General features: G+C 71.6%; 19 protein-coding genes. 7 read left to right on the forward strand and 12 right to left on the reverse strand.

What is annotated here, in order from left to right:
- Positions 1–3: 3 nt before the first annotated feature.
- The 6 genes from ACIF8T_RS18605 to ACIF8T_RS18630 all read right to left on the reverse strand — a co-directional run bounded on the left by ACIF8T_RS18605 (position 4) and on the right by ACIF8T_RS18630 (position 6,517).
- The gene (locus tag ACIF8T_RS18605; RefSeq protein ID WP_400036252.1) at positions 4–1,212 is read right to left on the reverse strand and encodes a glycosyltransferase family 4 protein; all 1,209 of its coding nucleotides are present in this window, start codon (positions 1,210–1,212) and stop codon (positions 4–6) included.
- 24 nt (positions 1,213–1,236) lie between these two features.
- Positions 1,237–2,217, reverse strand: a complete 981-nt coding sequence (locus ACIF8T_RS18610) for an NAD-dependent epimerase/dehydratase family protein (RefSeq protein WP_400036254.1) — start codon at positions 2,215–2,217, stop codon at positions 1,237–1,239.
- A 58-nt stretch (positions 2,218–2,275) separates the two neighbouring features.
- A complete protein-coding gene (locus ACIF8T_RS18615; RefSeq protein ID WP_400036256.1) occupies positions 2,276–3,040 on the reverse strand; it encodes a CDP-alcohol phosphatidyltransferase family protein in 765 nt (254 codons plus the stop codon).
- Positions 3,041–3,168: 128 nt separating this feature from the next.
- Entirely contained in the window at positions 3,169–4,293 is a 1,125-nt protein-coding gene (locus ACIF8T_RS18620; protein WP_400036258.1) for a glycosyltransferase, read from the reverse strand.
- Positions 4,290–4,877, reverse strand: coding sequence for a putative colanic acid biosynthesis acetyltransferase (locus tag ACIF8T_RS18625; RefSeq protein WP_400036260.1), 588 nt, complete (start codon positions 4,875–4,877; stop codon positions 4,290–4,292). The genes ACIF8T_RS18620 and ACIF8T_RS18625 overlap by 4 nt, the downstream gene beginning before the upstream one ends.
- Before the next feature lie 167 nt (positions 4,878–5,044).
- A complete protein-coding gene (locus ACIF8T_RS18630; protein WP_400036262.1) occupies positions 5,045–6,517 on the reverse strand; it encodes a sugar transferase in 1,473 nt (490 codons plus the stop codon).
- 528 nt (positions 6,518–7,045) lie between these two features.
- Between ACIF8T_RS18630 and ACIF8T_RS18635 the strand changes: the two genes are divergently transcribed.
- From ACIF8T_RS18635 to ACIF8T_RS18650, 4 genes are all read left to right on the forward strand, one after another.
- The gene (locus ACIF8T_RS18635; RefSeq protein ID WP_400036264.1) at positions 7,046–7,564 is read left to right on the forward strand and encodes a hypothetical protein; all 519 of its coding nucleotides are present in this window, start codon (positions 7,046–7,048) and stop codon (positions 7,562–7,564) included.
- 500 nt (positions 7,565–8,064) lie between these two features.
- The gene (pqqC, locus tag ACIF8T_RS18640; protein ID WP_400036266.1) at positions 8,065–8,817 is read left to right on the forward strand and encodes a pyrroloquinoline-quinone synthase PqqC; all 753 of its coding nucleotides are present in this window, start codon (positions 8,065–8,067) and stop codon (positions 8,815–8,817) included.
- 127 nt (positions 8,818–8,944) lie between these two features.
- A complete protein-coding gene (locus ACIF8T_RS18645) occupies positions 8,945–9,127 on the forward strand; it encodes a hypothetical protein (RefSeq protein WP_400036268.1) in 183 nt (60 codons plus the stop codon).
- A gap of 96 nt (positions 9,128–9,223) precedes the next feature.
- A complete protein-coding gene (locus ACIF8T_RS18650; protein WP_400036270.1) occupies positions 9,224–10,804 on the forward strand; it encodes a carbohydrate-binding protein in 1,581 nt (526 codons plus the stop codon).
- Between the two features lie 9 nt (positions 10,805–10,813).
- Here the strand turns inward: ACIF8T_RS18650 and ACIF8T_RS18655 are convergent, their stop codons facing one another.
- Together ACIF8T_RS18655 and ACIF8T_RS18660 are read right to left on the reverse strand one after the other, a co-directional pair.
- Positions 10,814–11,011, reverse strand: coding sequence for a DUF397 domain-containing protein (locus ACIF8T_RS18655; RefSeq protein WP_400036271.1), 198 nt, complete (start codon positions 11,009–11,011; stop codon positions 10,814–10,816).
- Positions 11,008–11,883 (reverse strand): helix-turn-helix domain-containing protein, encoded by an 876-nt coding sequence (locus tag ACIF8T_RS18660; RefSeq protein ID WP_400036272.1) that lies wholly within the window; start codon positions 11,881–11,883, stop codon positions 11,008–11,010. Before ACIF8T_RS18660 ends, ACIF8T_RS18655 begins: the two co-directional genes overlap by 4 nt.
- Before the next feature lie 153 nt (positions 11,884–12,036).
- Here ACIF8T_RS18660 and ACIF8T_RS18665 point away from each other — a divergent pair, with 153 nt between their 5' ends.
- The 3 genes from ACIF8T_RS18665 to ACIF8T_RS18675 all read left to right on the forward strand — a co-directional run bounded on the left by ACIF8T_RS18665 (position 12,037) and on the right by ACIF8T_RS18675 (position 15,113).
- On the forward strand, positions 12,037–12,552 hold the full coding sequence (locus ACIF8T_RS18665; RefSeq protein WP_400036273.1) for an ATP-binding protein: 516 nt from the start codon (positions 12,037–12,039) through the stop codon (positions 12,550–12,552).
- Positions 12,549–13,583: a hypothetical protein gene (locus tag ACIF8T_RS18670; RefSeq protein WP_400036275.1), complete on the forward strand. Its 1,035-nt coding sequence runs from the start codon at positions 12,549–12,551 to the stop codon at positions 13,581–13,583. Before ACIF8T_RS18665 ends, ACIF8T_RS18670 begins: the two co-directional genes overlap by 4 nt.
- 243 nt (positions 13,584–13,826) lie before the next feature.
- Positions 13,827–15,113 carry a family 16 glycosylhydrolase gene (locus tag ACIF8T_RS18675; protein WP_400036277.1) on the forward strand — a complete coding sequence of 429 codons (1,287 nt, stop codon included), beginning with the start codon at positions 13,827–13,829 and terminating at the stop codon, positions 15,111–15,113.
- Positions 15,114–15,279: 166 nt separating this feature from the next.
- On the opposite strand, the gene tuf is transcribed toward ACIF8T_RS18675, so the two are convergent.
- The 4 genes from tuf to rpsL form a co-directional block, all read right to left on the reverse strand.
- The gene (tuf, locus tag ACIF8T_RS18680) at positions 15,280–16,473 is read right to left on the reverse strand and encodes an elongation factor Tu (RefSeq protein WP_400036279.1); all 1,194 of its coding nucleotides are present in this window, start codon (positions 16,471–16,473) and stop codon (positions 15,280–15,282) included.
- A gap of 155 nt (positions 16,474–16,628) precedes the next feature.
- The gene (gene fusA / locus ACIF8T_RS18685) at positions 16,629–18,755 is read right to left on the reverse strand and encodes an elongation factor G (RefSeq protein ID WP_400036281.1); all 2,127 of its coding nucleotides are present in this window, start codon (positions 18,753–18,755) and stop codon (positions 16,629–16,631) included.
- Positions 18,756–18,795: 40 nt separating this feature from the next.
- Positions 18,796–19,266, reverse strand: a complete 471-nt coding sequence (gene rpsG, locus ACIF8T_RS18690; RefSeq protein WP_003998848.1) for a 30S ribosomal protein S7 — start codon at positions 19,264–19,266, stop codon at positions 18,796–18,798.
- A gap of 2 nt (positions 19,267–19,268) precedes the next feature.
- Positions 19,269–19,640, reverse strand: coding sequence for a 30S ribosomal protein S12 (gene rpsL / locus ACIF8T_RS18695; protein ID WP_003948652.1), 372 nt, complete (start codon positions 19,638–19,640; stop codon positions 19,269–19,271).
- Between the last annotated feature and the right edge of the window lie 227 nt (positions 19,641–19,867).

A 19,867-nucleotide genomic window follows, 5' to 3' on the forward strand; every position in this document is an offset into this window, starting at 1 on the left:
TTGCTATTTACGTACGACATGTTCATCGCGCACCGCGTTCAGGAGGTGCTCGAAGCGCGAGGCGCAGCGCTCCAGGGCGAACTCCCGCTCGGCCAGCGCCCTGCTCTCCTTGCCCAGCGACTCGGCCCGCACCGGGTCGGCCAGCACCTCGCGCACCCAGGCGGCCGCGTCGTCCAGCGCGGACTCCTCGGGAGGGAACACCGCCGAGCCGGCCCGGCGCAGCAGCGTCGCCGCGAGGTTGTCCCGCGGCATCAGCCCCAGCACCGGACGTCCGGCGCACAGGTACGACAGCGTCTTGGAGGGCACCGAGAACGCGCCGGCGTCCGCGGCCAGCAGCACGACCAGTACGTCTCCCGAGCCCAGCACCTCGGGCAGCCGCTCGTAGGGCTGGAAGGGCAGCAGGGTCAGGTCGACCCCGCGGGCGGCGGCGGCCTGCGTGAGGACGGGGACGGCCGGGCCCTCGTTGACGACGACGAGACGGACCCGCTCGCCCTGCCGGCGCAGTGCCTCCGCCAGCCGCACCAGCAGCACCGGGTGGTGCTTGAGGCCGAGGGTGCCCGAGTACAGGACGGTCCGGACGCCGTCGAGACCGTGCTCCGCCGACCAGGGGTTGGCCCGGGCCACCGGGCGGATCTCGTCCAGCGGTGCCCAGTTGGGGATGACCGTGACCTTGCCGGCCGTGCCCCACTCCCGGTGGACCCGCACGAAGGAGTCGGCGATCACCACGATCGCCGAGGCGCGCCGCGCGGCCCACTTCTCCCCCTGTCCGAGGACCCGGGCCGCGACGCCCATCAGCTTCGAGACGCCGGCGGCGGCGAAGCTCCGCAGCGCGACGGCGGTGACGTCCTGGTGCCACAGCACCCAGGGGACGCGCAGCGCCCCCGCCGCCAGCGCGGTCACGGCCAGGGCCGGGACGGGCAGGTTCCCGAGCAGGGCCACGTCCGGTCTCTCCCGCCGCACCTGGCGGGCCAGTTCGACGCCCAGCCGGGTCTCCTGGAAGAGGCGGCGGAGGTAGGCGTCCTTCTTCAGCACCGTGCCGGCGCCGATGGTGACGAACCGCAGTCCGCCGGCCGCGTCTCCGGCGAGGTTGCCCTTGCCGGAGACGTACGCCGCGCAGGTGGAGTGCACGACCTCGTGGCCGCGGCGGGCCAGTTCGCGGCTGAGCTGCGCCTGGAACGGGTGGCCGCTGTAGTCGTGGGCCAGGATCTTCATCGGCTGCTCCCTTGCCGCCCGCGCTCAGCGGCAGGCGAGCTTCACCTGGTCGTAGACCCAGGCGTAGGTCCTCTCCAGGCCGTCGGCGAGCGGGATCGACGGCTCCCAGCCGTAGAGCTCCCGGATCAGGGTGTTGTCGGAGTTGCGGCCGCGCACGCCCTGCGGGGCGTCCGGGCGGTACGTGCGCTCACAGCGGACGCCGGCGATCTCCTCGACCACGTCGACGAGCTGGTCGATGGTGACCAGCTCGGAGGAGCCCAGGTTGACCGGGGTGCCGCTGTCCCCTTCCATGATCATTCGGGTGCCGTGGAGGCAGTCGTCGATGTACATGAAGGAGCGGGTCTGCCGCCCGTCGCCCCAGATCTCGATCGTGTGATCGCCGGAGAGGACCGCCTCGGCGATCTTGCGGCACACGGCCGCCGGGGCCTTCTCCCGGCCGCCGGTCCAGGTGCCCGCCGGGCCGTACACGTTGTGGTAGCGCGCGACGCGGCAGGTGAGTCCGTAGTCCTCCTCGAAGTGCCGGCACATGCGCTCGCCGAAGAGCTTCTCCCAGCCGTAGCCGTCCTCGGGCTGGGCCGGATAGGCGTCCTCCTCCCTCAGCGCGGTGACGTCCGGGTCCGTCTGCTTCCCGGCCGCGTACACACAGGCGGAGGAGGAGTAGAAGTAGCGCTCGACGCCGGACTCCTGCGCGGCCTTGAGCATGTGGGTGCTGGTCAGCACCGACATCATGCAGGCGGCCTTGTTGTTCTCGATGAAGCCCATGCCGCCCATGTCGGCCGCCAGCATGTACACCTGGCGGGCGCCCCGGACCGCCTCCCGGGCGCTGTCGAGGAGGGACAGGTCGGCGACGACGTTCTCGGCGGCGGCGTGCACCTGGTGCCACTCGTGCCGCGGCTTGATGTCGACGCAGCGGACCGTCAGCCCCCGCTCCAGGAGGTCCGCGGCGAGGTGCCCTCCGATGAATCCCCCACCTCCGGCGACGACGACGTCCACCTGCTTGCTCATGGCAGCTCCTTCGAGGAATCCGGAATCTGCCCGAAGGTTAATCACCGTTTGTCCGTATTTATGCGATGTCGGGCGCGCCTTCGTGTCGTTCGGCGCCCGATGCCTCCGTCCGGGGACGGGGAGAGAGCCGCCGGAACCACCTGGCGAGGAACACCGGCAGCAGCACCGCGTGCGCCGCGAGCAGGACGAGGTACACCGTCAGGAAGAGCCCCTGGTGCCCCCACAGCACGAACCCCAGGCACAGCAGGCCGTAGTCGAGGGGCAGCAGCGCCGCGCCGCGGACGGCGGAGGGCGGGGGCACCGGGCCGGGGCCCGCTGCCCCGTCCCGCCGGTGGAGCTGCTCGGCCAGGATCCCGCCGAAGAACAGCAGCACGGCGGCGAACTGGAAGGCGAGCGGGGCGAGCAGCAGGGCGGGGCGCGACGGATCGCCGTGCCGGTGGAAGGAGACCAGCACCGCCGCGTGCAGGCCCAGGAGCTTCGCGCAGTCCGTGACGTGGTCGACCCATTCCCCGGACGGGCTGGCCGACCGGTGCAGCCGGGCCAGCTGGCCGTCCGCGGAGTCGAGCGCGAAGCCGACGAGCAGGGCGAGCGCGACGCACGGCCCGAGGGTGCGGGACGGGGGGTACCAGGCGATCGCGGCGACGGCCCCACAGGTGATCAGCGCGCTGACGGCGGTCACGTGGTTGGGCGAGAGCCCGGCGCGGTGCGCCGTGGCCGCGAGCACCCGGCCGGCCGGCCGGTTGACGAACCGGGCGTAGAGGGACACGCCCCGGGCGGGTTTCTGCGCCTGGGAGAGCTGCCTCAGCGCGCTGGCGAAGTCCATGGCTCGAACGTAGGCGCCCTGCCCCGCGCCACCGGCTCCGACCAGCGGGATTATCGTGATATCCATCCGATTGGGCGCGGCTTGGCGGGTCGTCGGGCCGTTCCGGCGCGCGGTCGCGGCCCGCCGCCTCAGGGCACCCGGCACAGCCGCCCGTAGATCTCCTCCAGCCGGTCCGTCACCGCGTGGACGGAGAACGCCTCGGCGACGGCCCGCCGGCCCGCCGCCGCGAGGGCGGCCCGCCGCCCCTCGTCGGCCAGCAGGCCGCACACCGCGTCGGCCAGTTCCCGGGGGCTGCCGTCGGTGACCACCGCCGCTCCCCTGCCGGCCAGTTCCTCCGCGATCCCGCAGGTGTCGGTGCACACCACGGGCGTTCCGGCGGCGAGGGCCTCGATGAGGGTCATGCCGAACGGCTCGTCCACGCTGGGCAGCACGTAGACGGCGGCCCTGGCGTACGCCCGTACCGCCTCGGGGTGGGCCAGCGCGCCGCCGTAGGACACGACCCCCTCCAGTCCGTGGGCGGCGATGAGGCGCAGCACCCCGGGCAGCGCGCCCTCGTCCGCCCCGTACAGGGTGAACCGGGCGCCGGGGACCCGCCGGTGCACCAGCGCGGCCATCGCCACGAACGCCTCCGGCCGTTTGCGCGGGTGCAGCCGGGCGAGGAACAGCACCTCGCTCCCGCGCCGCACGGGGTCCGCCGCCGCGCCGGACCCGGGCCGCACCCCGTTCGGGACGGTCAGCAGCGGCGGCCCGCCGGCGCCGACGACCGCGGCGACGTCCCGGCGCTCCCGCCCGGTCAGGACCAGGCAGCCGCGCGCCCGGCGCAGGAGGGGCACGTAGAGGCGGTCGAAGAGCCGGACGGCGGCCGCGCGCCGGGGCTGCACCATCCCGTGCGTCTGGACGACGAACCGCTTGCGGCGCAGGACGGCGACGGCGAGCGCGGTCAGGGAGACGAGGTCCCGCCCCGCGTGGACGTGGACCACGTCCGCCCCGCCCAGGGAGCGCCACAGGTCCCGGACGAGCAGCGGGTGCATCAGTCCGGTGAAACGCCCGGGGAGCAGGGAGCGGGCCGGGCGGGTGCGCAGCGGCACCGGGCCGAGGCGTGCCGGTGCGGGGCCGCGACCGCGCCACAGGGACACCAGCGTGACGTCGTGGCCCCGCGCCGCGCACTCCCGGAGCTGCCCGGCGGCCACGCTGGTCGGGCCGCCGTAGGCTCCGTCGTCGCTGACGAGCGTCACCACGTGGACGACCCTCACGAGCCGGTCCCCGCGGTGACGACCGCGCCGGGAGGGACGTCGCGACGGGCCACCGCCGAGGCGCCCACCACCGCCCCGCGGCCGACGGTGACCCCGCGCAGCACCACGGCCCGCGCCGCGACCCAGGCGCCGGGTTCCAGGCGGACGGGCGCGTTGTCGAACTCGAAGGTCGGGTGGTGGCGCCGGTGGCTTCCCGTGCACAGCAACGCCCCCTGCGAGACGCACACATCGCTGCCGATCGTGATCCGCTCCAGGTTCAGCAGCCAGGCGTCCTCGCCGATCCACACGTCGTCGCCGACCTCCAGCCGCCAGGGCCAGTGGACGCGGACCCCGTGGCGGATCAGCACCCGCCGCCCGATCCGCGCGCCGAAGGCCCGCAGCACGGCGGGCCGCCAGCGGGCCGGGAACCACCACTTGACGAAGACGAGGTGGAGCACGGCGAACCAGGCGGCCTGCACGAGCAGGGGGCGCCCCTTGTCGTAGCCCGCTCCCGTGAAGCCCCGCAGGGAGCGCTGCACGGCGGTCCTGCGGCCGGCCCCGCCTGCCTGGGTGCCCACGACGGGCGGCGCTGCGGTCTCTGCCATGGTGGAACGGCCCTTCCCGAGCTGGACGACATGCCTGCGTCCCCACGCTGCTCCCGGCGAGGGGGGCGGGCCAGCACCGGGAGGCGTGTCGCCGGCACACTCGACCGCTTGGAAGAGCGCGGCCCGCCCCGGGCGGGCCCCGCGCCCCGCTCCCGGCGTCCCCGCCCTCAGTAGGCCCCGCGTCCGTCCAGCACGGCGCGGACCGTGCGGGCCATGACGGACAGGTCCCAGGTCCAGGACCAGTTGTCCACGTACCGCAGGTCCAGCGAGACGGTCTCGTGCCACGACAGGTCGGACCGGCCGCTGACCTGCCACAGGCCGGTGAGGCCGGGTTTGACGCTCAGCCGGCGCAGCTCGGTCCGGTCGTATCCGGCGACTTCCTCGGGGAGCGGCGGGCGGGGGCCGACCAGCGACATGTGGCCGAGCAGGACGTTGACCAGCTGGGGCAGTTCGTCGAGCGAGTAGCGGCGCAGGAGCCGGCCGACTCCGGTGACCCGCGGGTCCCGGCGCAGCTTGAACATGTGGCCGTCGTGCTCGTTGGCCGCCGCCAGGTCGCCCTTCATCCGGTCGGCGTCGACGACCATGGTGCGGAACTTCCACATGGGGAACGGCCGCCCGCCCCGGCCCACCCGCGTCTGGCGGTAGATGACCGGCCCGCGGGAACCCGCCCGCACGGCCAGCGCCAGGACCCCGAACAGCGGGGCCAGCGCGGCCAGCAGGAGGAACGCGCCCAGCCGGTCGGTGGCGGCCTTCAGCAGCGCGGGCGGCCCGCCGCGCGCCGGCGGCGCGATGTGCAGCAGGGTGAGTCCGGCCGCCGAGGTGAGCCGGACCCTGCGCCGGGCCACCTCGGTGAGGCCCGGCAGGACCGTCAGCGGACGGTCCCGGTCGTGCAGGGCCCAGGACAGCCGCCGCAGCCGGTCGCCGGAGAGGGACGGGCCCGTGGCGGCGAAGACCAGGTCGGCGCCGAGCGCCTCGGCCGCGTCCGCCACGGGCGTGGCGTCCTCGTCGGGACCGGCGGGCGCGTCGGCCCCCAGCCGGGCGGACACCGGCACGCCGGACAGCACGTCGCCCTCGCCGACCACGCAGGCCCCGACCACCACGTACCCGTGGTCGGTCCGCTCGGCGAGCTGCCCCACCACCGCGTCCACCGCCCCGGCCTCGCCGGTGACGAGCACGCGCCTGAGTCCGCGGGCGTTGCGGCGCACGGCCCGCAGGCGCTGGTGGATCGCCTTGCGGCAGACCACGGTGACCACCGGCGCGGGGCACAGGGCGAGGGGAAGCGCGGCGGGCGCGCCGCCCGCCCCGGACACGGCGCCCAGCACGGACAGGGCGCCGAGCAGCATCAGCCAGTCCCGCACGACCGGGCCGACCGGGGCGCCCTCGTCGTAGGTCCAGGGCGCGTAGCGCCTGCCGGCCAGCCCGACGAGCACCCAGGCGACGGCGATCACCAGCGCGTGGTGGAGGGGGCGGGCCTGGCCCGCCGAGGAGAACAGCACCGCCGCCGGCAGCGCCGCCCCGGCGGTGTCGGCGCAGATCGCGACCGGGACGCACCACTCGTCCCCCGGGCCCTTGCGCGACGCGGTCCGGTGCGCCGCGCAAGGCACCGCCCGCCCCGACACCGCGCTGCTGAACTGCCGCATGGCTCTCCCTGTGACCCCGGCCCCCGACGAAGGTGCGGGTCCTGTCGTTCGGATCACGCCGCGGACGCGGGGTCCGGCACGCGCGTCCGCGACGTCGGCGGCACACCGCCGGTCACCTGCGACCCGGCCCGGACGACAGGCCCTCGGGCGCGCTGCACGGAGGGGTGGGAGCAGCTCGGACGCCCCATGTGACGGTTATACCAACCTTTTTACACATGCGTCCCACTTGTCCGGGCCGCCGTCGCGCACGCCCCGCCCGTCGGGCGGCACCCCCCGCGGCCGCCGGGAGACCGGCCGCGGGGCGGGGGCAGCCTTACCGGCTACCCCGCCGCACCGGGACCGCACTCGTCCTTTCCGGTGTTCCGGGACTCGGATGGCGCAGCCTGACGGGTCCCGGGGCGTGGAGCCGGTCGGATTGTGCAAATGATCGGATGCCCGGTGGCGGACGGCAGTTCAGCACTCGGATCGCCGATGGAAAGGCGCGAGAGTCCGCGGGGGCAACCCAAGACCTAAGGAGGAGTACTCGTCATGCGAGTAGCTACCCGTGCAAAGACCGCGTCGCGCCGAGCAAGGCTCGGTGCGCGGTTCGCCGGTCTCGGTCTGACCACCGCGGTCGCCCTCGGCCTCGCCGCCGGCCCCGCCGCGGCCCAGCCCGGCCCGCCGAGCGTGTCCGGCGAGCAGCCCATCGAGGTGCCGGGCAACCCGGACTTCGGCGACCTGGACTTCGACTGCGACCTCATCGTCCAGGTGGACCCCGCCCGCGAGGGCACGTTCGGGCCGGTCACCGTCTCCGACATCACGGACGAGGACGAGGGCGCCGGGCAGACCTTCGACTTCGACGTCACCGGTGACTGGGCCGTCGCCGGCGTCATCGTCAAGGGCGGCCCCAACGCCAACCTCTACGACTACCGGCCCAACGGGATCGGCTCGGACGAGAACCTGCACGCCCCGATCAACCCGAACAGCGGCCGCTACTACGGTCTCAGCCACATCGACTTCTGCCTCATCGAGGACGACTACAACGGCAACGACAACCGCACCGCCTGACGCGTCCCGCGCAGGGCGTCTGCTGGCCAGCCAGCCTCCGAAGGCACGGGGCGAGTCGTGAACCCGCCTTCCGGCTGACCTCGCCGTCGGCCCGCAGACGCGCACGCCGCGACGGGGGCCCGGGGTGTCCCGGGCCCCCGTCCGTCCGAGAAGGAGTCGACATGACGCACCCGGGTCGCGCGCCGCGCTCCGCCACCCGCTCCGGTCCGGCCGCGCTCGCCGCCCTGGCGGCGGCGGGCGGCGACCGCGTCCTCGTCGACGGCACCTTCCGGGACGGCGAGCCCCGCCGCACCGGCATCTCCCCCGCACCGCGACCGGCACGGCCACTGCCCGCCGACGGACCGCACGGCACCGCCGAACGCCTCGCGGCCCTTCCCACGCGGTGCCTCTGCACACACCTCAACAACACCAACCCCCCTCGTCGACCCGGCGGCACCGCAGCACAAGCGGCTCGCCCGGCCGGGCGTCGAGGTGGCGGACGACGGGATGGTGATCGAGCTGTGACCACCACGGCAGCCGCACACACGGACCTCGACGGCACGCTCCCCCCGCTCGCGGAGCCCTGGGACCCCGCCGAGTTCGAGACCCGCCTGCGCGCGGTCGGCGAGGAGCGCTACCACGACCGCCACCCCTTCAACGTGCGCATGCACAGCGGTGACCTGAGCCCGTCGGAGCTGCGCCGCTGGATCGGCAACCGGTTCCACTACCAGCGCCACATCCCCGTCAAGGACGCCCTGATCACCGCCAAGCTGGACACGCCCGCCCTGCGCCGGATGTGGCTGCGCCGCATCCAGGACCACGACGGTCCGGCGGAGGGCGAGGGCGGCATCGAGCGGTGGCTGCGGCTGGGCGAGGCGGCCGGACTCGAACGTCAGGCGATGCTGCGCGGCGACACCGTGCTGCCGGGCGTACGGCTGGCCGTCGACGGTTACGTCAACTTCTGCCGCCTGCGCTCCCCGCTGGAAGCCGTCGCCGCCTCGCTGACCGAGCTGTCGGCGCCGGACCTGATGCGCGCCCGCATCGAGGCGTTCGAACGCCACTACCCGTGGATCGGCACCGAGGGCCTCGCCTACTTCCGCTCCCGGGTCTCCCAGGGCCGCCGCGACAGCCGCGAGGCGCTCGACCTGGTGCTGGCCTGGGCCCGCACCCGGGACGACCAGGAGCGTGCCGTGGCGGCGCTGCGCTTCAAGTGCGACGTCCTGTGGTCGCTGCTGGACGCGGTGGACGCGGCGGGCCACCGGGAGCCGGCGTGAGCACGGCCTCCGAGCCCGGTGATGGACCGCCCGCCCCCCGGCCCGGCGACCGGCCGGCCGCCCTCGCGCCCGCGGCCGCGCTCGGCGACGGACCGCCCGCCCCCGGCACCCTCCGGCGCCACGACCCGTGCGCGACGCCGTCCTGCTGTTCCTTCCCGAGCGGGTCGGCGTCCTGACCGGGCAGGACGAGGAGGTCGTCGCCCTCTGCGACGGGACCCGCAGCGTGCCCCGGATCGTCGGCGAACTCGCCGCGCGCTTCCCGGGCTCCCGTCGCCCTCAGGACCTGACGTGTGTTCAGTCATCTGAATAAGGATCAAGTACGAGTCTATTGACGCGTACGCAACACCCTCTTAACGTCCCAGAAAGCGCTTTCCGATTCCGGTGGCTGAACTCTGGGAGACATTCCATGCAACGGAGACCCCTGACGGTCGCGAGCCCCGCCGTCGCCTGCGCGGGCCTGCTCGCCGGCACGCTCGTCGCCCTGTCCGGCACCACGGCACAGGCCGCCACCACCCGGTACGAGGCGGAGACCTCCCCGGCGGTGTGCACCGGCGCCCTCGAATCCGACTGGACCGGCTACACCGGCACCGGCTTCTGCAACGCCACCAACGCGGTCGGCGCCTACGCCCAGTTCACCGTGAACGCCCCCGCCGCCGGCACCGCGACCCTGCGCGTCCGCTTCGCCAACGGCACCACCACGGTCCGCCCCGCCGACCTGGTCGTCAACGGCACCACCGCCGCGTCGGCGACCTTCGAGGGCACCGGCGCCTGGAGCACCTGGGCGACGAAGACGTTCACCGTGCCGGTGCGGGCGGGCAGCAACACCGTCCGCCTCAACCCCACCGCCTCCGCCGGCCTGCCCAACATCGACCACCTCGAAGCGGAGACGACGGGCGACACGACCACCCCGCCGCCGACGAGCGGCGCCCTGTACGTGGCGCCGAACGGCACGGACGGCGCGCCCGGCACGGAGTCCAGCCCGACCACGCTCACCTCGGCGCTGACCCGCCTCGCCCCCGGCGGCACGATCTACCTGCGCGGCGGCACCTACCGCCACACCCAGACGGTCACCATCGCGGCGGACAACAGCGGAACCTCCGCCGCCCGCAAGACCCTGGCCGCCTACCCGGGCGAGACGCCGGTGCTGAACTTCTCCGCCCAGACCGAGGACCCGGCCAACCGCGGCCTCGCCGTCAACGGCTCGTACTGGCACGTCAAGGGCATCGTCGTCGAGCGCGCGGGCGACAACGGCATCTTCGTCGGCGGCAGCAACAACGTCTTCGAGCGCACGGTCACCCGCTTCAACCGGGACACCGGCCTCCAGCTCTCCCGGGCGGCCTCCACCACCCCGAAGGACCAGTGGCCGTCCCACAACCTCATCCTCAGCGCGGAGTCCCACGACAACGCCGACTCCGACGGCGAGGACGCGGACGGCTTCGCCTCGAAGCTCACCACCGGCCCGGGCAACGTCTTCCGGTACGCCGTCGCCCACCACAACATCGACGACGGCTGGGACCTCTACACCAAGTCGGACACGGGCGCGATCGGCCCGGTGACCATCGAGGACTCCCTCGCCCACAACAACGGCACCCTCAGCGACGGCTCCCAGGCCGGGGCGGGCGACCGCAACGGCTACAAGCTCGGCGGCGAGGACATCCCCGTCAACCACGTGATCAAGCGCAGCATCGCCTACAAGAACGGCAAGCACGGCTTCACGTACAACAGCAACCCGGGCACGATGACGGTCTCGGACAACGTCTCCGTCGACAACGCCCAGCGCAACTTCAACTTCGACGCGGGCACGTCGGTCTTCCGCAACAACACCTCGTGCCGCAGCGGCAGCGGCACGAACGACCGGATCATCGGCAACGCCGACAGCACGAACCAGTTCTGGTCCGGCACGAACGGCTCGCGCTGCTCGTCGTACCTCGGCGCCCTGAAGTGGTCGTTCGCCTCGGACGGCCGCCTGGTGGTGACGTTCGGCTAGCCGCCCGGCTCACCCCCGCGACGACGCGTACGCCACGAAGTCCCCCCAGGCCCCCGGCCCGAGCACCAGCCGGGGGCCTGCGGCCTGCTTGGAATCGCGGACGTGGATCGCGCCGGGGGCTATGGCGATCTCCACGCAGGAGTTGCCGTCGTTGCCGCTGCTGTAGCTGCTCTTGAACCAGGCCAGTTCGGAGGCTTCACGAATCATGTCTCTCCCAGCAGTGTCTCGATGAGGGCAAGCGACTCCCGAGGGGGAAGAGCCTGCGCCCGGATCGTGCCATACCGCAGTTCAAGGATGCGCAGTTGCTTGGGCTCACCGGTCGGGCGGCCATTGAAAGCGCCGTCCGAACGCCCCACCGCCGTACCGTCAGCGAACTTCAGCAGCTCAATCCTGCCGTCCAGACCGGAATGCGTCTCACAGCTCAACGGCATTACCTGGAGCAGGACATTGCGCATGCGCCCTACCTCCAACAGGCGTTCGAGCTGCCGTCGCCACACCATTGTGCCTCCGATGGGCCGGCGCAGCGGTGCCTCTTCCAGCACGTAGTGGATCGACGGGGCCGGATCGCGTTCGAACACCGCCTGCCGGGCCATCCGCGCGGCCACCATGCGTTCCACATCGTCCGACGAATACGGCGGCTGCGCCGCCTCGAACAAGGCACGAGCATGCTCAGGTGTCTGCAACAACCCATGGATGCTGTTGCACTCATAGATGCCGATCTCGACGGCCTGCGCCTCCAACTTGGCCAGCTCCCGCACCCTCCTGGGATACCGGACCTTCTTCACGTCCTCCCACGTCGCGGCAACGAGCCCGCCCGCCCCCAGCACCTCGTCCGCCCTGGCCAGGTACTCCTGCCGGGGAATCCGCTTCCCGCCCTCGATCTTGTAGACGAGGTCCTCCCCGTACCCCACCGCCACACCGAACTCGGCGGCCCGCATCCCCGCCGCCTCCCGGCGCAGCTTCAGCTGCCGTCCGACCGTCGCGATGACCGCGACCCCCCACTCGTCGTCCGGATCGACCTCCCAACCCGGTTCGTCCGCCTCGTTCCCGAGCCGGCTGGTCTCCGTCCCGACCGTCATCCCGTACCCCTCCGTCGTGCGACCGTGCAGCGACGCCCTACCCGTACGCCCCGCCCCGACAGCCCCGACACGGCCGGACAACCACCGGACAGTCACCGTACGTACCCGCTGAGTCACTGTTCACGGTAGGCGACCGACGCCACGCTGAGTGACGTGATCCAGAAATTCCCCACCGCCGAACTCCGCACCACCGTCCGCAACTTCAGCGTGCGGCTCTCCTCCACCCCGCGCGGGGCCCGCCTCGCCCGCCTGCTCGCCGCCGAGCAACTGCGTTCCTGGGGGCTGCCCCTGCACCCGGCGGAGCACATCGTGGCCGAGCTGGCGACGAACGCGGTCACCCACGGCCGCGTCCCGGGCCGGGACTTCCGCGTCACCGTCTACGTCGTCGGCGACACCCTGCGCATCGAGGTCACCGACACGCGCGGCGACGACCTCCCCCGGGTCCGGCACACCACCGCGGACGACGAGACGGGCCGGGGCCTCCTCGTCGTCGAGGCACTCGCCGACCGCTGGGGCACCGCCCCGGGCCTGCGCCCCCGTAAGACGGTGTGGGCGGAGATCACCCTCCCGCCCGGGCTCTCGACCACCCGGGCATCAGCCGACCCGCACACCGGAAGGACCGGACCAGGGCACGCCCGTGGAATCGCCTCCCCTAAGTTCTCCCCATGACCCGCACCACCCCACCTCGCCCGCTCGACGTCACCGCCCTCTTCCCCGAGGTCGCCGCGCTCGCCCGGACGGCGGTGCGTCTGCACCCCCGGGCCGGTGCCCCCACCGCCGCCGACAGCTCGGTCGGCGGGCCGCTGCTGTGGCCGGCGGACGAACCGTGGCCGACCTGCCCCGAGCACACCGGGCCCTCGCACCACGGCCTCGCCCCTGCCGACATCCGCCTGCGCCGCCGGATCCTCGCGCAGGCCCACACCCGGCCCCGCGCCGACGGGGACGACCTGCTGACCCCCGAGGAGCGCGCCCTCGTCGACCGGGCGTCCGAGCGCCGGCGGATACCGCAGGACGGGCCCGTCCCGATGGTGCCCGTCGCCCAGCTCCACGCCTCCGACGTGCCGGGACTCCCCTGCCCCGACGGGACCGACGTGCTCCAGGTGCTGTGGTGCCCCTTCGACCACGCCCAGGACCACCTGCCGCGCACCGTACTGCGCTGGCGCGCCGCCGCCGACGTCGTCGGCCCGCCGGCCGATCCGCCGCGGCCGGCCGTCGTCGGGAACGCGGGCTACCTGCCCGAGCCGTGCGTCGTGCACCCCGAGCCGGTCACCGAGTACCCGGCCCCGCACGAACTGCCCGAGGAACTGGCGGACCGGATCGACGCCTGGGAGGAGGCCCATGAGGAGCGGTGCGACGAGGACGGCACGGACGACGAGGACGACCTCGTCTACTACCAGTACGACCTGTCCGTCGCCCCCGGCACCAAGGTCGGCGGTCACGCCCCGTGGAGCTTCTCCGACCCCTGCCCCCTGTCCTGCCCCGAGTGCGGTGCCGACGTCACGCCCCTGCTCACCCTCGACGGCACCGAGTGGGACGGCGGCAGCGGCAGCTGGCGTCCGCTGGAGGACGCCGACTACGACGGCCTGCACGTCATGGGCCCGGCCTGCGACACGCACCTCGCCATCGGCCGCGGCTACTGCCTCCAGCTGTACGTCTGCACGGCCTCGTACGCCCACCCTCACCTGCAGAACATGCAGTGAGGTCCGGGCCCCGGACAGCCGAAGCCCGCAGCGACGGACCCGCTTGCTTAACACCGCCTTAAACGAGCCTTATAGCGATCCGGCGGCATCCCCACGGCACACAAGTCTCCGCAGCTCAGGGGCAGTTGAGGGACCAATCGGGCAGTTGGTTGCGCGTTGCACCGTCCGTAGCATCCCCCTGCGGCCGGCAGTCCCGGCCGCTCCCCCCTTGCACGACCCCCCACAGACAAGGTGTGTTCAACCATGGCTGCTCATCGCGCACGCCGGTGGCCGCTCGGCGGGCTCGTCCCGCTGGTCTGCGCCTCCGTCGCCGCCGCGCTCACCCTGACCACGGTCGGCTCGTCCGCCGACCGGGCCGACGCCGCGACGACCGCCGCCACCGCCGTGACCTGGTCCGACGAGTTCGACGGTGCCGCCGGCAGCGCGCCGGACCCGGCCAAGTGGACCGTGGAGACCGGAGGTTCCGGCAACGGCAACAACGAGCTGCAGTACTACACGAACAGCAGGGACAACGTTGCCCTCGACGGCAACGGCAACCTCGTCATCACCGCCCGCAAGAACACCGGCTCCGGGCTGCAGTGCTGGTACGGCCCCTGCCAGTACACCTCCGCCCGCCTCAACACCGCGAAGACCTTCACCCAGGCCTACGGCCGCTTCGAGGCCCGCATCAAGGTGCCGCGCGGGCAGGGCATGTGGCCCGCGTTCTGGATGCTCGGGAACGACCTGGGCAGCGTCGGCTGGCCCAACAGCGGCGAGATCGACATCATGGAGAACGTCGGCTACGAGCCCGGGGCCGTCCACGGCACCCTGCACGGCCCCGGCTACTCCGGCAGCGGCGGCATCGGCGCGGCGTACACGCTCTCCGGCGGCCGGGCCTTCGCCGACGACTTCCACGTCTTCGCCGTCGACTGGAGCCCCGAGAAGATCACCTGGTCCGTCGACGGGCAGACCTACCAGACCCGCACCCCCGCCGACCTCGGCGGCAAGAAGTGGGTCTACGACCACCCGTTCTTCCTGATCCTCAACCTCGCCGTGGGCGGCAACTGGCCCGGCAGCCCGGACGCGAGCACCCAGTTCCCGCAGACGATGACCGTGGACTACGTCCGCGTCTCGACCGCCGGCGGCTCCACCGGCGGCGGAGGCACCGCGAGGACCGGCGCGATCAAGGGCATCGGCGGCATGTGCGCCGACGTCGCCGGCGCCTCGACCGCCGACCGGACACCGATCCAGCTGCACCCCTGCACCGGCGTCGACGCCCAGAAGTGGACCCTCGGCGGCGACGGCACCGTACGCGCCCTCGGCAAGTGCCTCGACGTGCGCGGCGGGTCCACCGCCGACGGAGCCGCGGTCCAGCTCTACACCTGCAACGGCACGAAGGCCCAGCAGTGGGTCCACACGGCCGCGAACGACCTCGTCAACGTCGGCGCGGACAAGTGCCTGGACGCGAAGGGCAACTCCTCCGCCGACGGCACCCCGCTCCAGATCTGGACGTGCACCGGGGCCGCCAACCAGAAGTGGACGGTCGGCTGAGCGCCTGACCCGCCCCGCCCCACGCCCCCGGCTCGCGACGAGCCGGGGGCGTTCGCGTCCCCGCCGCCCGCACGCACGAAAGGGCCCGTACGACCGAAGTCGTACGGGCCCCTTCAGGAGCTCGCGGCTGGAGCTACCGGGTCAACCGACCCCAAGCAAGCGGAACTTACTTGGTGATCTTGGTGACCTGGCCGGCGCCCACGGTCCGGCCACCCTCACGGATGGCGAACTTGAGGCCCTCCTCCATGGCGACGGGCTGGATGAGCTCCACCTTCATCTCGGTGTTGTCACCCGGCATGACCATCTCGGTGCCCTCGGGGAGGGTCACGACGCCGGTCACGTCCGTCGTACGGAAGTAGAACTGCGGGCGGTAGTTGTTGAAGAACGGGGTGTGACGGCCACCCTCGTCCTTCGACAGGATGTAGGCCTGGGCCTCGAACTCGGTGTGCGGGGTGACCGAACCGGGCTTGATGATGACCTGGCCGCGCTCGACGTCCTCGCGCTTGATGCCACGGAGGAGCAGACCGACGTTCTCACCGGCCTGGCCCTCGTCGAGCAGCTTGCGGAACATCTCGATGCCGGTGACCGTGGTGGTGGTCTTCTCGGTCTTGATGCCGATGATGTCGACGGTCTCGTTGACCTTCAGGACACCACGCTCGATACGGCCGGTGACGACCGTACCGCGACCGGTGATCGTGAAGACGTCCTCGATCGGCATCAGGAACGGCTTGTCGACGTCACGCTCGGGCTCCGGGATGGAGGTGTCGACGGCGTTCATGAGGTCCAGGACGGACTGGGTCCACTGCGGGTCGCCCTCGAGCGCCTTCAGCGCGGAGACGCGGACGACCGGCAGGTCGTCGCCCGGGAACTCGTACTCGGAGAGCAGCTCACGGACCTCGAGCTCGACGAGCTCCATGATCTCCTCGTCGTCCACCATGTCGGCCTTGTTCAGGGCGACGACGATGTACGGAACGCCGACCTGGCGGGCCAGGAGCACGTGCTCCTTGGTCTGCGGCATCGGGCCGTCGGTGGCGGCGACCACGAGGATGGCGCCGTCCATCTGCGCCGCACCCGTGATCATGTTCTTGATGTAGTCCGCGTGACCCGGGCAGTCGACGTGGGCGTAGTGACGCGCCTCGGTCTGGTACTCGACGTGCGCGATGGAGATGGTGATACCGCGCTGACGCTCTTCGGGCGCCTTGTCGATGTTGTCGAACGGGGTGGCCTCGTTCAGCTCCGGGTACGCGTCGTGCAGCACCTTGGTAATGGCGGCCGTGAGGGTCGTCTTACCGTGGTCGATGTGACCGATGGTGCCGATGTTGACGTGCGGCTTAGTCCGCTCGAACTTCGCCTTCGCCACTGGGGTCCTCCTGTGGAGTGGTTCTGTACGCCTTACTTCATCGGCGCCAGGTGATCTTTGCTGGATGGCCCGGAGCTCCGGGGCAAACACCCGCGATCGCGGTGTTTGCCCCATGAGGCTCCGGAGTCAAGCCTACGGCGTACGGACGGGGTCCGTTACTCGCCCTTGGCCTTCGCGATGATCTCCTCGGCGACGTTCCGCGGAACCTCGGCGTAGGAGTCGAACTGCATGGAGTAGCTGGCGCGGCCGGACGTCTTGCTGCGCAGGTCGCCGACGTAACCGAACATCTCCGAGAGGGGCACGAGACCCTTCACGACGCGGGCACCCGCCCGCTCCTCCATGGCCTGGATCTGGCCACGGCGGGAGTTGATGTCACCGATGACCTCGCCCATGTAGTCCTCGGGCGTGGTGACCTCGACGGCCATCATCGGCTCGAGCAGCACGGGGCTGGCCTTGCGCGCGGCCTCCTTGAAGGCCTGCGAACCGGCGATCTTGAACGCGAGCTCGGAGGAGTCGACCTCGTGGTAGGCGCCGTCGAGCAGCGTGACGCGCACACCGGTCATCTCGTAGCCGGCGAGGATGCCGAACTGCATGGCCTCCTGCGCACCGGCGTCCACCGAAGGGATGTACTCCTTCGGCACACGGCCACCGGTGACCTGGTTCACGAACTCGTACGACGTGTCGCCGCCCTCGATGGGCTCGATCGCGATGATGACGCGAGCGAACTGGCCGGTGCCACCCGTCTGCTTCTTGTGGGTGTACTCGACCTTCTCGACGGCCTTGCGGATCGTCTCACGGTACGCGACCTGCGGCTTGCCGACGTTGGCCTCGACCTTGAACTCACGGCGCATGCGGTCGACCAGCACCTCGAGGTGCAGCTCGCCCATGCCGCCGATGATGGTCTGGCCGGTCTCCTCGTCCGAGTGGACCTGGAAGGACGGGTCCTCCTCGGCCAGGCGCTGGATGGCGACACCCAGCTTCTCCTGGTCGCCCTTGGACTTCGGCTCGATGGCGACCTGGATGACCGGCGCCGGGAAGTCCATGGACTCCAGGATGACCGGCGACTTCTCGTCGCACAGCGTCTCACCGGTGGTGGTCTGCTTCAGGCCCATCACGGCGACGATGTCGCCGGCGCCCACCGAGTCGATCTCCTCACGCTTGTTGGCGTGCATGCGGTAGATCTTGCCGATGCGCTCCTTGCGGCCCTTGACGGAGTTCAGCACGGCGGTGCCGGACTCCAGGCGGCCGGAGTACACGCGGACGAAGGTGAGCTTGCCGAGGTGCGGGTCGCTCATGATCTTGAACGCCAGCGCGGCGAGCGGCTCGTCGTCGGACGGCTTGCGCTTGATGACCGTCTCGGGGTCCTTGACGTCCTGGCCCTCGATGGCCTCGATGTCGACCGGCGACGGCAGGTAGCGCACGACCGCGTCGAGCAGGGGCTGGACGCCCTTGTTCTTGAACGCGGTGCCGCAGAAGACCGGGGTCACCGTGGTGCCCTGGCCCTTGCCGGAGGCGATGGTGATGCGGCGGATCGCCGCGTACAGCTGCTCCACGGAGGGCTCCTCGCCCTCCAGGTACAGCTCCATCAGCTCCTCGTCGTTCTCCGCGACGGCCTCGAGCAGCTTGCCGCGCCACTCCTCGGCGGCCTCGGCGTGCGTGGCCGGGATGTCGACGGTGTCGTACATCTCGCCCTTGGTCGCCTCGGCCGACCAGACCAGGGCCTTCATCGTCACGAGGTCGATGACGCCCTTGAAGTCCGCCTCGGCACCGATCGGCAGCTGCATGACCAGCGGCTGCGCGCCCAGGCGGTCGGAGATCATGTCGACGCAGCGGTGGAACTCGGCACCGGTGCGGTCGAGCTTGTTGACGAAGCAGATACGCGGAACGCCGTAGCGGTCCGCCTGACGCCACACCGTCTCGGACTGGGGCTCAACGCCGGCGACGCCGTCGAACACCGTCACGGCACCGTCGAGCACGCGCAGCGAACGCTCCACCTCGACGGTGAAGTCGACGTGGCCCGGCGTGTCGATGATGTTGATGGTGTGGTCGACGTTCTCCAGCGGCCAGTGGCAGGTGGTGGCAGCAGAGGTGATCGTGATGCCACGCTCCTGCTCCTGCTCCATCCAGTCCATGGTGGCAGCGCCGTCGTGGACCTCACCGATCTTGTACGAAACGCCGGTGTAGAACAGGATCCGCTCGGTGGTGGTCGTCTTGCCCGCGTCGATGTGGGCCATGATGCCGATGTTCCGCACCCTGGCCAGGTCAAGCGAAGTGGTAGCCATAAGGCTTCAGTCTTCTCTCGGTTCTCGAAGGGGTTTCCGACTACCAGCGGTAGTGCGCGAAGGCCTTGTTGGACTCGGCCATCTTGTGCGTGTCCTCGCGCTTCTTCACCGCGGCGCCGAGGCCGTTGGAGGCGTCGAGGAGCTCGTTGAGCAGACGCTCGGTCATGGTCTTCTCGCGACGGGCGCGGGAGTAACCGACCAGCCAGCGCAGCGCCAGGGTGTTGGCACGGCCGGGCTTGACCTCGACCGGGACCTGGTAGGTGGCGCCACCGACACGGCGGGACTTGACCTCGAGGGTCGGCTTGATGTTCTCGAGAGCGCGCTTGAGCGTGATGACCGGGTCGTTGCCGGTCTTCTCGCGCAGGCCCTCCATGGCGCCGTAGACGATGCGCTCGGCGGTGGAGCGCTTGCCGTTCAGCAGCACCTTGTTGATCAGGCTGGTCACCAGAGGAGAGCCGTAGACCGGGTCGATGATGACCGGACGCTTCGGGGCGGGGCCCTTACGAGGCATTCTTACTTCTCCTTCTTGGCGCCGTAACGGCTGCGAGCCTGCTTGCGGTTCTTGACACCCTGGGTGTCGAGGGAACCGCGGATGATCTTGTAGCGAACACCCGGCAGGTCCTTCACACGGCCGCCGCGCACGAGCACGATGGAGTGCTCCTGCAGGTTGTGTCCCTCACCCGGAATGTAGGCCGTGACCTCGATGCCGCTGGTCAGACGCACACGCGCGACCTTACGGAGGGCCGAGTTCGGCTTCTTCGGGGTGGTCGTGAACACACGCGTGCAGACGCCACGGCGCTGAGGGGAACCCTCGAGTGCGGGCGTCTTGTTCTTCTCGACCTTGTCCTGCCGGCCCTTGCGGACCAGCTGCTGGATCGTAGGCACTACTTCTCCGGTTTCTGTGTGCCGATGAGTACAGCTAACCTGGAACGTCGCCGACCCACGCGGTCGGGTGTGTCGAATCCCGCAGACCCCTGCCGGACGGCAGGAAGAGGCGCGGATTGCGGCGGCCGGTCGCAGCTCCCTATGCGGTTGAAGGCACGCAGGAGAGCCAAGGCACACCCCAGGCACAAGGTCTGAGCGTACCTATCGCATTCGCTGCGGTCAAAACA

Origin of the sequence: Streptomyces sp. NPDC085946, assembly GCF_044540485.1 — a bacterium.
Classification (GTDB): domain Bacteria; phylum Actinomycetota; class Actinomycetes; order Streptomycetales; family Streptomycetaceae; genus Streptomyces.

Bases quoted from the DNA above. Each gene is read 5' to 3' on its own strand.
- ACIF8T_RS18605 (WP_400036252.1), bottom strand. From the start codon at position 1,212: ATGAAGATCCTGGCCCACGACTACAGCGGCCACCCGTTCCAGGCGCAG.
- ACIF8T_RS18610 (WP_400036254.1), bottom strand. From the start codon at position 2,217: ATGAGCAAGCAGGTGGACGTCGTCGTCGCCGGAGGTGGGGGATTCATC.
- ACIF8T_RS18615 (WP_400036256.1), bottom strand. From the start codon at position 3,040: ATGGACTTCGCCAGCGCGCTGAGGCAGCTCTCCCAGGCGCAGAAACCC.
- ACIF8T_RS18625 (WP_400036260.1), bottom strand. From the start codon at position 4,877: ATGGCAGAGACCGCAGCGCCGCCCGTCGTGGGCACCCAGGCAGGCGGG.
- ACIF8T_RS18630 (WP_400036262.1), bottom strand. From the start codon at position 6,517: ATGCGGCAGTTCAGCAGCGCGGTGTCGGGGCGGGCGGTGCCTTGCGCG.
- ACIF8T_RS18635 (WP_400036264.1), top strand. From the start codon at position 7,046: ATGCGAGTAGCTACCCGTGCAAAGACCGCGTCGCGCCGAGCAAGGCTC.
- ACIF8T_RS18650 (WP_400036270.1), top strand. From the start codon at position 9,224: ATGCAACGGAGACCCCTGACGGTCGCGAGCCCCGCCGTCGCCTGCGCG.
- ACIF8T_RS18655 (WP_400036271.1), bottom strand. From the start codon at position 11,011: ATGATTCGTGAAGCCTCCGAACTGGCCTGGTTCAAGAGCAGCTACAGC.
- ACIF8T_RS18660 (WP_400036272.1), bottom strand. From the start codon at position 11,883: ATGACGGTCGGGACGGAGACCAGCCGGCTCGGGAACGAGGCGGACGAA.
- ACIF8T_RS18670 (WP_400036275.1), top strand. From the start codon at position 12,549: ATGACCCGCACCACCCCACCTCGCCCGCTCGACGTCACCGCCCTCTTC.
- ACIF8T_RS18675 (WP_400036277.1), top strand. From the start codon at position 13,827: ATGGCTGCTCATCGCGCACGCCGGTGGCCGCTCGGCGGGCTCGTCCCG.
- fusA (WP_400036281.1), bottom strand. From the start codon at position 18,755: ATGGCTACCACTTCGCTTGACCTGGCCAGGGTGCGGAACATCGGCATC.
- rpsG (WP_003998848.1), bottom strand. From the start codon at position 19,266: ATGCCTCGTAAGGGCCCCGCCCCGAAGCGTCCGGTCATCATCGACCCG.